Here is a 13,467-nt window from a genome sequence, read left to right on the forward strand (position 1 = left end):
CTAACGCCGCCAGCGTCGTAGCAGGCGGCTTCGCATCCCGGTATCAAAGCGCCAGATATGGTCGAAAATGCGCATGATGCCGGGTTTGCCATGTGCCGACATCGCCACTGCATGAAAACGGTGCTGGTGTACCCGCTGTAACTCCCCTACTTTATTCACAACATCGTCAGGTAAGCGCTGGGCGATAAAATCTGAAATGACTACCGCATCCGCATCAAACCACTCTCGCCCCTGCATCCGCTCAATGATGGCGCGAAAACAGCTGGCGATATCCGTGCCGCCGCGAAAGCGCTGGCTCAAAAAGCGGATGGCCTGCTCGATGCCTTCTGGGCCAGACAGTTCATAGCGCACGACTTCTGTGGAAAACAGCATGATGAAGCAGCGACGGTTATCCGCCAGCGCGACGCGCATCAGCGCCAGGCAAAAGGCTTTCGCGCACTGCTCGTTAAATCCGCCCATTGAGCCGGAGGTGTCCACGCAAACAATGAATGGCCCGCGCGGCTGTTCGTCAAAATCCTGATGAACGACCGGGCGCTCAGTCACTTTCTCACGCCACGCTTCGCCGTGCAGACGGTACGTGAGCAGCTGTTTTTCCACCAGCCGTCGGTAGAATTCATATTCCAGTTCGGTAATGCCGAGCGTTGCCAGCTCAGGCGGCAACAGGCGCAGAATGTCGTCGCTTTGCTGAATGCCGTCAACCTGTTCTGGAACGGTCGCCGGTTCGCGCACCAGCGTACGAAATGTCTCCATCGGCGCATCTTTGCGCGGCACCGATTTGGCTTCCCTGGAGCGGCCTAACTGTTCCGCCAGGCGTTTCAGTTCGGGTTGTTCTGCCAGGAAGTCGCCATATTTTACGATCAGCTGATAATCGCCGCGTTTGAGTTGCCCTGCGCTCATGTCCCACAGGCGGCCGGCTGCATGGTCATTTTCCGCCAGGACCGGCTCCAGTTGCCCGCTGAGCGTCATGCGTTCCTGCACTTCACTCAGCAATTGCTCGCGCTCCTCTTCCAGCAACTGGTGATTTAAGGCCGTGGTTTGCACGATCAGGCTTAAACGCCAGCGTTGCAGAAAAAGCGTGTGCAGCGCTGGCGTAAAAGTGGCGTTACTGTCCACCAGTTGCTGGGCTTGCCCGGCATAGGGCGAATGTAGCCGGTGCAGCAACGCTAATATCTGCGGCAATTGCACAATAAACTGCGTTGTTCCGAGAAGCTGGCTTTGTTGATAGCACATCACCTCTTCCGTGAGTTCCGGCGGCACGCGCGCGTCTTTAAGACGGCTGCGCAGCGCTTCGCGCCAGCGGGGAAGATCGTCGGAAATGGCCCTCTTTAATCGGGGGAATTTCTCGAAGAAGATAGCCAGCTGCGGGGAGGCCAGCAAAGTGAGGATAATCTCTTCGATAATCCCCTCTTCACTGACCGCCAGCATGACATTCAGCGTGTCCAGTGTCAGCATTGCTGCGCCTGGCGGATCTGCGCACCAACATCCTGTAGGCTGGCTTCAATACGACCTAACCAGTCGCTATGGATAAACAGACATTTTTGCTGTTCGCTGAACCGGCTGTGCTGCTGGTGCCATTCGCTGTCCAGCGCCTCAAGCTGCTGTTTGATTTCGCCGGGCATTCCCTCTTCTGAACTGCCCGGTAGCGCCAGACGGCTGCCCTGTAGGCTGACGTCGCGCACCACCAGATGCTGAGCGCTATCAACTTCCATATTCAGCGTCTGGGCAAAACCGATCCCGTTGAGTTTGCCGCGGATCTCTCCGCCTTTTGCCAGCCACTGCTCAAGGGCGCTGCGTTCAAAAGCGATATGAATAACTTCCATATCATGCAGTTTAAGCGGTTGTTGCAAAAGCAAGGTTAGCACTGGCGCGCTCGCCTCTGGCGGCAGATCGTAATGGGGACGGCGGCTGAACATTCCTCCCTGACGAACAACGGTAAAGGCTGTTTTATCGCTTTGCTGCTGTTGCAACTGAAGGCGACGTTGCACAATGCCGCCGAGGCGCGTCAGCATTGCCTGTTGCTGCCAGGCGTGCCCGGTCATCAATATTTCGAGCTGTTGCTGCATCAGATTCAGGCTTTGCGCGTCATACCACAGGCAATCTTTCAGCAGGATAAGATCGATTGGCGCTACGGCGTCGCGTCCGCTAAAGAACGCGCTGGCCTGTAACAGACGAATGGCTTTTTTCCAGCGACGGTCGGAGACATAGGGGGCGTCCGGTAGCGCATCAAGCTGCTGGCGCAGCGTGAAAATCAGTTCAAATACATGATCGGGCAGCGTAATGGCGGAAATATCCTTTTGCCACTGATAATACTCTTCATCAGTCACCTGTAATGAGGCCGGCACCGGGTTGTCGCTTTCGTCCTGCTGGCTTACCAGCATGGAGCGGAAATTCGCTTTATCCTGTACTTTATCCAGCCACAGACGAATGAGCATACGGTCGTATAACGCCTCCAGACTGCTGTCTGCTTCGGGAAGCTCGTTTGAGGCCGCCACCAGCAGGCGCATCGGAATTTTTTCTTCGTGCGCGCCGTTACGGAAATGGCGTTCGTTAATGGCGGTCAGCAGAGTGTTCAGGATTGCCGGGCCCGCTTTCCAGATCTCATCCAGAAAGACGATTTCCGCTTCAGGAAGATAACCCGTGGTCAGACGCTCATAGCGACCTTCATCTTTTAGCGCCTGAATGGAGAGAGGACCAAAAACCTCCTCGGGCGTGGAGAAACGCGTCATCAGATACTCAAAGGCGCGGGCGTGCTGAAAGGCGAACTTCAGACGACGGGCTATCAGGCTTTTGGCAATGCCTGGCGGGCCAAGTAAAAAGACGCTCTCACCGCTCAACGCTGCCAGCAGGCAAAGGCGAATGGCGTGGCTACGTTCATAAAGTCCCTTTTCCAGGGCGCTGCTCAGACGGGAAATTCTTTCCGCTAATAAATGTGGGTGAGCCATAATAAGGTGGCGTCCTTCCGCCAGATGTATCATGTTAACAGCGAGTATAGACGTTTCGCCACGAAGCAATAATAGACTGAAGCATCGTTTCTTTTTCTTTGCGCCAGGTTAATCTGACGTCGATTAGGGGTACGATTTTGCGATTAATCGTGCATACTGTGCGCCTTTTTTGTGGGCCAAGGGACTACGCACACATTTCATATATATACACTAAATCATTCAAACTGCATCAAGGTGGCAAAGGAGTGGATCCCCGGGAGCCTTGTCGTTTGAAAGATGCCATGTATAAACGAAAGACGAGTCTATGAGCACTGATAATAAACAATCATTGTCTGCGATCACTCTCGCAGCGATTGGGGTTGTCTATGGTGATATTGGTACCAGCCCACTTTATACACTTCGTGAATGCTTGTCCGGTCAGTTTGGTTTTGGTGTTGAACGTGATGCCGTATTTGGCTTTCTGTCGCTGATTTTCTGGCTGCTGATCTTTGTTGTTTCCATCAAGTATCTGACTTTTGTCATGCGCGCAGATAACGCCGGTGAGGGCGGGATTCTGACCTTAATGTCGCTAGCCGGGCGTAATACGTCGGCGAGAATGACGTCCACGCTGGTCATTATGGGGTTAATTGGCGGTAGCTTCTTCTACGGCGAAGTGGTGATTACACCCGCGATCTCAGTCATGTCGGCCATTGAAGGTCTGGAAATTGTGGCGCCGGAACTGGATACCTGGGTCGTCCCGCTTTCTATTATTGTGCTTACTCTGCTGTTTATGATTCAGAAACACGGAACGGGGATGGTCGGTAAGCTGTTTGCGCCGATTATGCTGACGTGGTTTTTGATTCTGGCCGGACTCGGCCTGCGCAGTATCATCGCTAACCCGGATGTGCTTCATGCCCTCAATCCCATGTGGGCGGCGAAGTTCTTCCTTGAGTACAAAACGGTGTCGTTTATTGCGCTGGGTGCTGTGGTGCTTTCGATTACCGGGGTTGAGGCGCTGTATGCGGATATGGGGCATTTCGGCAAACTGCCGATTCGTCTGGCCTGGTTCTCGGTTGTTCTTCCTTCATTAACGTTAAACTACTTTGGTCAGGGCGCATTGCTGCTCAAACACCCGGAAGCGATTAAGAACCCGTTCTTCCTGTTGGCGCCAGAGTGGGCGCTGATCCCGCTGCTGATTCTTGCCGCGCTGGCGACGGTTATCGCCTCTCAGGCGGTGATTTCCGGTGTCTTCTCGCTGACGCGCCAGGCGGTGCGGCTGGGATATTTGTCGCCCATGCGCATTATCCACACCTCCGAAATGGAGTCCGGGCAGATCTATATTCCGTTCGTGAACTGGATGCTCTATTTTGCGGTGGTTATTGTTATTGTCAGCTTTGAGCGTTCCAGCAACCTGGCGGCGGCATACGGTATTGCCGTTACCGGTACGATGGTGCTGACCTCGATTCTTTCTACCACCGTGGCGCGTAAAAACTGGCACTGGAATAAGTATTTTGTCGCGCTGATTCTGGTGGCGTTCTTGTGCGTTGATGTTCCGCTGTTCTCGGCAAACCTCGACAAGCTGCTGTCGGGCGGCTGGTTGCCGCTGACGCTGGGGATCGTGATGTTCATCATTATGACGACCTGGAAGAGCGAGCGTTTCCGTCTGCTGCGTCGTATGCATGAGCACGGTAACTCCCTGGAAGCCCTGATCGCCTCGCTGGAGAAATCGCCTCCGGTACGCGTCCCCGGTACGGCGGTGTATATGTCCCGCGCGCTGAACGTCATTCCGTTTGCGTTGCTGCATAACCTCAAGCACAACAAGGTGCTGCATGAACGCGTGATTCTGCTGACGCTACGCACGGAAGACGCGCCATACGTACACAATGTTCGCCGGGTGCAGATTGAGCAACTGTCGCCAACCTTCTGGCGCGTGGTGGCCAGCTACGGTTGGCGCGAAACGCCGAACGTTGAGGAAGTGTTCCACCGCTGCGGGCTGGAAGGGCTGAGCTGCCGGATGATGGAAACCTCTTTCTTTATGTCGCATGAATCGCTGATCCTCGGCAAACGCCCGTGGTATTTGCGTTTGCGCGGCAAGCTCTATCTGCTGTTGCAGCGTAATGCGCTGCGTGCGCCGGATCAGTTTGAAATCCCGCCGAACCGGGTTATCGAACTGGGAACGCAGGTCGAGATTTAAGCCTTTTAAAATGCCGGGCGGCGCTGCGCCGCCGAGCAATTATCCCCGTCGCATTTCACTTAGCGAAACGTTTCGACCCCGATCACAATTCCGTTACGTCATGATGGTTTTCTGCTCACTTCCGGGAGTAAACTTATTACCAGCGAAACGTTTCGCTAGTGGGGAAAGAAAATGAAGAAAGGCGCGGTACTTAATTCTGATATTTCATCGGTCATCTCCCGTCTGGGGCATACTGATACGCTGGTAGTGTGTGACGCAGGTTTACCTGTTCCATCCAGTACAACGCGTATCGATATGGCGTTAACCCAGGGCGTACCTTCTTTTATGCAGGTACTGGATGTCGTGACCCGTGAAATGCAGGTTGAGGCGGCTATTCTCGCGACGGAAATCAAAGAACATAATCCGCAACTCCACGAAACGTTGCTCAGCCATATTGAGCAACTGCAACAACACCAGGGAAACACCATAGAAATTCGTTACACCACGCATGAACATTTTAAAAAACTAACCGCAGACAGTCAGGCGGTGATTCGCAGCGGGGAGTGCTCCCCGTATGCGAATATTATTCTCTGTGCCGGCGTCACGTTCTGAGGCCATCATGGACGCATTACTGCAACTCAAAGGGATCGATAAAGCGTTCCCGGGCGTGAAAGCGCTATCTGGCGCCGCGTTAAATGTCTATCCAGGCCGCGTAATGGCGCTGGTGGGCGAAAATGGCGCGGGCAAATCCACCATGATGAAAGTCCTGACCGGTATCTATACCCGTGATGCGGGATCGTTATTGTGGCTGGGTAAAGAAACGACCTTCAATGGCCCAAAATCCTCGCAGGAAGCCGGGATTGGCATCATTCACCAGGAACTGAACCTGATCCCGCAGCTCACGATTGCCGAGAATATCTTTCTGGGGCGTGAGTTTGTAAATCGCTTTGGCAAAATCGACTGGAAAAAGATGTATGCCGAAGCGGATGTTCTGCTTGCCAGACTCAATCTGCGCTTCAAAAGCGACAGGCTGGTGGGCGAACTCTCTATCGGCGATCAGCAGATGGTCGAAATCGCCAAGGTACTGAGCTTCGAATCCCGAGTCATCATTATGGATGAACCCACGGATGCGCTCACTGATACCGAAACGGAATCGCTGTTCCGCGTCATCCGCGAGTTGAAATCGCAGGGACGCGGCATTGTCTATATCTCCCACCGCATGAAAGAGATCTTCGAGATTTGCGATGACGTGACGGTTTTCCGCGACGGGCAGTTTATTGCCGAGCGTGAAGTGGCATCGCTGACCGAAGATTCGCTGATTGAAATGATGGTCGGACGTAAGCTTGAAGATCAGTACCCGCGTCTGGATAAAGCGCCAGGCGAGGTACGCCTGAAAGTCGATAACCTGTGCGGCCCCGGCGTTAATAATGTCTCCTTTACTCTGCGCAAAGGGGAAATTCTGGGGATCTCCGGTTTGATGGGCGCCGGGCGTACGGAACTGATGAAAGTGCTGTACGGCGCGCTGCCGCGCACCAGCGGTTACGTCACGCTCGACGGGCATGAAGTGATTACCCGTTCACCGCAGGATGGCCTGGCTAACGGTATTGTTTATATCTCTGAAGACCGTAAACGCGACGGCTTAGTGCTCGGCATGTCGGTAAAAGAGAATATGTCGCTCACCGCGCTGCGTTATTTCAGCCGCGCTGGCGGCAACCTGAAACATAAAGATGAACAGCAGGCGGTGAGTGACTTTATCCGTCTGTTCAATGTGAAAACGCCGTCGATGGAGCAGGCTATCGGGTTGCTCTCTGGCGGCAATCAGCAGAAAGTCGCCATTGCGCGTGGACTGATGACCCGCCCCAAAGTGCTGATCCTCGATGAGCCAACCCGCGGCGTGGACGTTGGCGCGAAGAAAGAAATTTATCAGCTTATCAACCAGTTTAAGGCCGATGGCCTGAGCATCATTCTGGTCTCATCTGAGATGCCAGAAGTATTGGGTATGAGCGATCGCATTATCGTCATGCATGAAGGGCATCTCGGCGGTGAATTCACTCGCGAGCAGGCCACCCAGGAAGTGTTAATGGCTGCCGCTGTGGGCAAGCTTAATCGCGTGAATCAGGAGTAAAAAAGATGACTATCCAGGCTGTTTCTGGTCGCCGTTATTTCACTAAAGCGTGGCTGATGGAGCAGAAATCGCTCATCGCTCTGCTGGTGCTGATCGCGATTGTTTCTACCATGAGTCCCAACTTTTTTACCGTTAATAACCTGTTTAACATTCTCCAGCAAACGTCCGTCAACGCTATCATGGCCGTCGGGATGACGCTGGTTATCCTGACGTCAGGCATCGATCTTTCCGTTGGTTCCCTGCTGGCGCTTACCGGCGCGGTTGCCGCTTCAATTGTAGGGATTGAAGTGAATGCGCTGGTGGCCGTTGCGGCGGCGCTGGCGTTAGGCGCCGCCATTGGCGCGGTGACCGGCGTGATCGTGGCAAAAGGTCGCGTGCAGGCGTTTATCGCCACGCTGGTGATGATGCTTCTGCTGCGCGGCGTCACGATGGTGTACACCAACGGAAGCCCGGTGAATACCGGCTTTACGGATAACGCCGATCTCTTCGGCTGGTTCGGGATTGGCCGCCCGCTGGGCGTTCCGACGCCGGTCTGGATTATGGGCATCGTCTTCCTGGCGGCGTGGTACATGCTGCATCATACTCGCCTGGGTCGCTATATCTATGCGCTGGGCGGCAACGAAGCGGCAACGCGTCTGTCGGGTATCAGCGTCAGTAAAGTCAAAATCATCGTCTATTCGCTTTGTGGTCTGCTGGCCTCGCTGGCGGGCATCATCGAAGTGGCTCGTCTCTCCTCCGCGCAGCCAACGGCGGGTACGGGTTATGAGCTGGATGCCATCGCAGCGGTTGTGTTAGGCGGCACCAGCCTGGCGGGCGGTAAAGGGCGCATTGTTGGGACATTGATCGGCGCATTGATTCTCGGTTTCCTTAATAATGGTTTGAATTTGTTAGGTGTTTCCTCCTATTACCAGATGATCGTCAAAGCGGTGGTGATTTTGCTGGCGGTACTGGTAGACAACAAAAAGCAGTAACAACGACTACAGGACATCTTAAATATGAACATGAAAAAACTGGCTACCCTGGTTTCTGCTGTTGCGCTGAGCGCCACCGTGAGCGCGAATGCGATGGCGAAAGACACCATTGCTCTGGTGATCTCCACGCTCAACAACCCGTTCTTTGTCACCCTGAAAGAGGGGGCGCAGAAAGAAGCGGATAAACTGGGCTATAACCTGGTCGTGCTGGACTCCCAGAACAACCCGGCGAAAGAGCTGGCTAACGTTCAGGATTTAACCGTTCGCGGCACTAAAATTCTGCTGATCAACCCAACCGATTCCGACGCGGTAGGCAACGCGGTTAAGATGGCTAACCAGGCGAAGATTCCGGTTATCACCCTTGATCGCCAGGCAACCAAAGGCGACGTTGTCAGCCATATTGCTTCCGATAACGTGCTGGGCGGCAAAATCGCCGGTGATTACATCGCGAAGAAAGCAGGTGAAGGCGCGAAAGTGATTGAACTGCAAGGCATCGCCGGAACATCCGCAGCGCGTGAGCGTGGCGAAGGCTTCCAGCAGGCCGTTGCAGCACACAAATTTAATGTACTGGCCAGCCAGCCTGCTGACTTTGACCGCACCAAAGGTCTGAACGTCATGCAGAACCTGCTGACTGCGCATCCTGATGTGCAGGCGGTATTCGCACAGAACGACGAAATGGCGCTGGGTGCGCTGCGCGCTCTGCAAACCGCAGGTAAATCTGATGTGATGGTGGTTGGATTTGATGGTACGCCGGATGGCGAGAAGGCGGTAAATGATGGCAAACTGGCTGCGACTATCGCTCAGTTGCCGGATCAGATTGGCGCTAAAGGCGTTGAAACCGCTGATAAAGTACTGAAAGGCGAGAAAGTTCAGGCCAAATATCCGGTTGACCTGAAACTTGTCATCAAGCAGTAATAACGGCTCAGGCCGTTCGCGGTCTGATGGCGACATAAATACGCCATCCTCAGAGAGTTGTTTGAAGATGAAAGCGTAAAAAGAAAAGCAGGGCACGCGCCACCCTAACCCGGTGGCGCACTTTACTGGACATCCCGAACATGAAAACCGCAGGCAACCTTGTCGTCCTTGGCAGTATTAATGCCGATCACATCCTCAACCTCGAATCTTTTCCTGCGCCAGGCGAAACCGTAACGGGCACCCAATATCAGGTGGCATTCGGCGGTAAAGGCGCGAATCAGGCGGTGGCCGCAGGGCGCAGCGGCGCAAATATCGCGTTTATTGCCTGTACTGGCGATGACGATATTGGCGAGAGCGTGCGTAAACAGTTAGCCAGCGATAACATTGATATTGCTCCGGTCAGCGTGATTAACGGGGAATCTACCGGAGTCGCGCTGATTTTTGTTAATGGCGAAGGGGAAAATGTCATCGGCATTCATGCTGGCGCCAATGCCGCATTGTCGCCAGCGCTGGTGGAAGCGCAACGCGAGCGTATCGCCGGGGCTTCTGCGCTATTGATGCAGCTCGAGTCGCCGATTGAAAGCGTGCTGGCGGCGGCAAAAATTGCGCATCAGAACAACACTACCGTTGCGCTTAACCCGGCTCCGGCGCGTGAACTGTCTGATGAGCTGCTGGCGCTGGTGGACATCATTACGCCAAATGAAACCGAAGCGGAAAAGCTCACGGGAATTCGCGTCGAAAGTGATGAAGATGCCGCTAAAGCAGCGCAGGTGCTGCATGATAAAGGCATTCATACCGTACTGATTACGTTAGGCAGCCGCGGCGTGTGGGCCAGCGTGAAGGGCGAAGGCCGTCGTGTGCCGGGGTTTAAAGTGAACGCCGTTGATACGATAGCCGCCGGGGATACTTTTAATGGTGCGTTAGTTACCGCCTTACTGGAAGAGACGCCGCTGCCGGAGGCCATTCGCTTTGCCCATGCCGCTGCTGCGATTGCGGTGACACGCAAAGGTGCGCAACCTTCTGTTCCGTGGCGTGAAGAGATAGAGGCGTTTTTAGGTCAGCAGAGGTAACGTTTGGCTACAATGAAGGATGTTGCCCGTCTGGCGGGCGTTTCCACTTCAACTGTTTCGCACGTTATTAATAAAGATCGCTTTGTCAGTGAAGCTATCACCGGGAAAGTGGAAGCGGCGATTAAAGAGTTAAACTACGCGCCTTCAGCGTTGGCGCGTAGCCTGAAATTAAATCAGACCCGCACAATCGGCATGCTGATCACTGCCAGTACCAATCCTTTTTATTCAGAACTGGTGCGCGGCGTTGAACGTAGCTGCTTTGAGCGGGGCTACAGCCTGGTATTGTGTAATACCGAAGGCGATGAGCAGCGAATGAACCGCAATCTGGAAACGCTGATGCAAAAGCGGGTCGATGGCCTATTGCTGCTCTGTACGGAGACGCATCAACCCTCCCGGGAGATCATGCAGCGTTATCCCTCTATTCCTACCGTGATGATGGACTGGTCGCCCTTTGATGACGAAGGGGATTGCGATCTGATCCAGGACAACTCCCTTCTGGGCGGCGATTTAGCGACGCAATACCTGATTGATAAAGGTTTTACCCGAATAGCCTGCATTACCGGCCCGCTGGACAAAACGCCCGCGCGTTTGCGGCTGGAAGGGTATCGGGAAGCCATGAAACGCGCGGGGCTGGAAATTCCTGAAGGGTATGAGATCACAGGAGATTTCGAGTTTGGCGGCGGATTTGAAACCATGCAAATGCTGCTGTCCCATAAACAACGCCCACAGGCGGTATTTGCCGGCAATGATGCAATGGCCGTCGGTGCGTATCAGGCGCTTTATCAGGCAGGGTTGCGCATCCCTCAGGATATGGCGGTGATTGGCTATGATGATATTGAACTGGCGCGCTACATGACGCCGCCGCTGACGACGATTCATCAACCGAAAGATGAACTGGGTGAGTTGGCCATTGACGTGTTGATTCACCGTATGGCACAACCCACGTTACAACAGCAGCGTCTGCAACTTACTCCTGTTCTGATGGCGCGGGGGTCGGTTTAGGTTTGTGCCGTTCTTTGATCAGATTGCGGCCATCTTTGGCTTTCAGCAACATGAACATCAGCGCGGATACCACCGTAATAGCGCCCATCGTAATAAAGGTATAGTGGAACTGTTCAACCGTATTGGTTCCCTCAATCCCTTCATAGAGACGCAATACGGCAGCGCTGATCGCTACCCCTAAACTGATGGAAAGCTGCTGCGTGACGGCCAGCAGACTGTTGCCGCTGCTGGCGTTATCATCGGTTAGGTCCGCAAGGGTGATGGTGTTCATGGCGGTAAACTGCGTGGACATCGCCATCCCCAGAACAAACAGCGGCAGAATCAACATCCATACCGGCATGGCGGGGGATTGCAAAGAGAACTGCGCAATCATCAGGCCAATAAATACCGTAATGCCGACCAGCGTCGTCTTGTACCCCAGTTTGCGCAGCACCTGAGTGACCGCTGATTTCGCCAGAATAGAACCCAGCGCCGTCGGGGCCATCATGCAGCCGGCTATCAGCGCCGGGTATCCAAATCCTACCTGTATCATCAGCGGCATCAGGAAGGGAACGCATCCCGTTCCCAGACGCGTGGCGAGGTTTCCTGCTATCCCAACGGAGAACGTGCGCGTTCTGAACAGCGAAAGTGAAATCAACGGCGTTGGGTGTCGACGCGCATGGCGAATATAGGCCAGCAGCAGCACGATACTGCTCAGAATAATGGTTAATGCTATCCAGGTTGCGACGATCTTCTCGCCGAAAAGCTCCATTCCGCTGGAGAACAGCACCAGACTCAAACCAAAGAGGAAGAAGCCGGTCATGTCGAAACGGCGTCGCGGCGTGGTGAAGTTTGGCATGTACTTACGGGCATACAGGATACCGACAATGCCAATGGGAATATTAATCAGGAAGATCCAGTGCCAGCTTGCCCATGTCACCAGTATGCCCCCCAATACCGGGCCGAGGATAGGGCCGACCAGGCCTGGCATCGTCACGAAATTCAGAACCGGAAGCAGTTCACTTCGGGGGTAAGCGCGTAATAATGCCAGACGGGCGACCGGCATCATCATTGCGCCGCCGATCCCCTGCACCACGCGGAAGACAACCAATTCAGCTAATGAGCCAGAAAGCGCGCATGCCAGCGAGCCGAGCGTAAACAGACTGACGGCAATAATAAAGACGCGACGGGTGCCAAAGCGATCGGCCAGCCATCCGCTTACCGGAATCAGCATCGCGACCGTCAGGGTATAACTGATAATAGCGGACTGCATGGCAAGAGGAGAACGGTTGAGGCTGTGCGCGATAGCGGGTAGAGCGGTATTAAGAATGGTGGCATCCAGCGCCTGCATAAAAAAAGCCATGGCCGCTATCCACGGCAACCCGGCCATACTGCGCGCTTTTTTCTCTGACATTCGGTATCCCGTTACTTGTCCGGTTGTTCGTTCGGCGCTATCAACAATGCCTGGCACGCTTTAAAGGCGCGATCGCCATCACTGTCGGCTATGGCATCTACAATAGCCTGGTGTAAATCCAGCTTCACCACATCGTTATAGGTAATAGAGGTGAAGTAGGTGTGATAGACCGAATGGAACAGCGAGGCAAAAGAGATTAAGAACGGATTCGCGCTCATTTCATAAATATGCTCATGCCACGCCATATCGACTTCAATCCAGCGTTCGCGTCTGAAGTTCTTCTTCAACGCCACCATCTCTTCCATTAAGGTATTCAGATGCGCTTTCTGTTCCGCTGATCCGATCGTCGCTGCCAGTGAACATGCCTGCGGTTCGAGACTGATACGCATCACCAGAAAATGATTAATAACCTGATGGAAGTTTTCTTCTGTCATCCACCAGGTGAGCAGTTCCTGATCGAGGAAGTTCCAGTTTGCCTGCGGCATAACACGCGTACCAATACGAGGACGGGGCAACACCATGCCTTTTGCTGTTAGCGTCTTCACTGCCTCACGTACCGCCGTGCGACTCACGCCAAATTGCTCGCCCAGTTCGATTTCTCCGGGAAGAATGGTGCCGGGCGCGTATTCACCCTTTAAGATTCGCTGCGCCAGCTTCTCAGCCAGAACGTAGGAAAGATTTTTCTGTGCAGCTAACTGTTGTGCGCTTAAAGGCATAAATGTTTGTCCTTTCTCTTTTCTTATTCATTAGTATGCCATCAGGAAGTGTGATTAAGGTTGTAAAAACGGCAAATTGCTTATTTTATGGCATGTTAATAGTGGTTTTGCTTAAAAAGAAAGCAGTCGGAAAATAATTTTAAATTTCCCCTTGTCAGGCCGGAATAACTCCCTATAATGC

At 53.8% G+C, this 13,467-nt stretch carries 11 protein-coding genes; 7 read left to right on the forward strand and 4 right to left on the reverse strand.

Features of this window, described 5'->3' with window-relative positions:
- Both viaA and ravA read right to left on the reverse strand, forming a co-directional pair.
- Positions 1-1,452 (reverse strand): ATPase RavA stimulator ViaA, encoded by a 1,452-nt coding sequence (gene viaA / locus OGV83_RS09955; protein ID WP_012131102.1) that lies wholly within the window; start codon positions 1,450-1,452, stop codon positions 1-3.
- Positions 1,446-2,942 carry an ATPase RavA gene (ravA, locus tag OGV83_RS09960; protein WP_024130087.1) on the reverse strand — a complete coding sequence of 499 codons (1,497 nt, stop codon included), beginning with the start codon at positions 2,940-2,942 and terminating at the stop codon, positions 1,446-1,448. The genes viaA and ravA overlap by 7 nt, the downstream gene beginning before the upstream one ends.
- 304 nt (positions 2,943-3,246) lie before the next feature.
- Between ravA and kup the strand changes: the two genes are divergently transcribed.
- The 7 genes from kup (at position 3,247) to rbsR (ending at position 11,177) form a co-directional block, all read left to right on the forward strand.
- Positions 3,247-5,115, forward strand: a complete 1,869-nt coding sequence (kup, locus tag OGV83_RS09965) for a low affinity potassium transporter Kup (RefSeq protein ID WP_012131104.1) — start codon at positions 3,247-3,249, stop codon at positions 5,113-5,115.
- A 171-nt stretch (positions 5,116-5,286) separates the two neighbouring features.
- Complete coding sequence (rbsD, locus tag OGV83_RS09970) at positions 5,287-5,706, forward strand: D-ribose pyranase (protein ID WP_058668327.1); 420 nt, start codon at positions 5,287-5,289, stop codon at positions 5,704-5,706.
- Between the two features lie 7 nt (positions 5,707-5,713).
- Positions 5,714-7,219, forward strand: coding sequence for a ribose ABC transporter ATP-binding protein RbsA (gene rbsA, locus OGV83_RS09975; protein WP_012131106.1), 1,506 nt, complete (start codon positions 5,714-5,716; stop codon positions 7,217-7,219).
- Positions 7,220-7,224: 5 nt separating this feature from the next.
- Positions 7,225-8,190, forward strand: coding sequence for a ribose ABC transporter permease (gene rbsC / locus OGV83_RS09980; RefSeq protein WP_012131107.1), 966 nt, complete (start codon positions 7,225-7,227; stop codon positions 8,188-8,190).
- A 24-nt stretch (positions 8,191-8,214) separates the two neighbouring features.
- A complete protein-coding gene (gene rbsB, locus OGV83_RS09985) occupies positions 8,215-9,105 on the forward strand; it encodes a ribose ABC transporter substrate-binding protein RbsB (RefSeq protein WP_012131108.1) in 891 nt (296 codons plus the stop codon).
- A gap of 140 nt (positions 9,106-9,245) precedes the next feature.
- Complete coding sequence (gene rbsK, locus OGV83_RS09990) at positions 9,246-10,175, forward strand: ribokinase (protein ID WP_049010850.1); 930 nt, start codon at positions 9,246-9,248, stop codon at positions 10,173-10,175.
- Between the two features lie 3 nt (positions 10,176-10,178).
- On the forward strand, positions 10,179-11,177 hold the full coding sequence (gene rbsR / locus OGV83_RS09995; RefSeq protein WP_101744155.1) for a ribose operon transcriptional repressor RbsR: 999 nt from the start codon (positions 10,179-10,181) through the stop codon (positions 11,175-11,177).
- Here the strand turns inward: rbsR and mdtD are convergent.
- Entirely contained in the window at positions 11,143-12,570 is a 1,428-nt protein-coding gene (gene mdtD / locus OGV83_RS10000; RefSeq protein ID WP_058668330.1) for a multidrug transporter subunit MdtD, read from the reverse strand. The two genes, rbsR and mdtD, sit on opposite strands and share 35 nt — an antisense overlap.
- Before the next feature lie 11 nt (positions 12,571-12,581).
- Positions 12,582-13,286, reverse strand: a complete 705-nt coding sequence (locus OGV83_RS10005) for a FadR/GntR family transcriptional regulator (RefSeq protein WP_012131112.1) — start codon at positions 13,284-13,286, stop codon at positions 12,582-12,584.
- Between the last annotated feature and the right edge of the window lie 181 nt (positions 13,287-13,467).

The sequence above is a fragment of the Citrobacter sp. CK189 genome, from assembly GCF_030333505.1.
Taxonomy (GTDB): Bacteria; Pseudomonadota; Gammaproteobacteria; order Enterobacterales; family Enterobacteriaceae; genus Citrobacter_B; species Citrobacter_B koseri.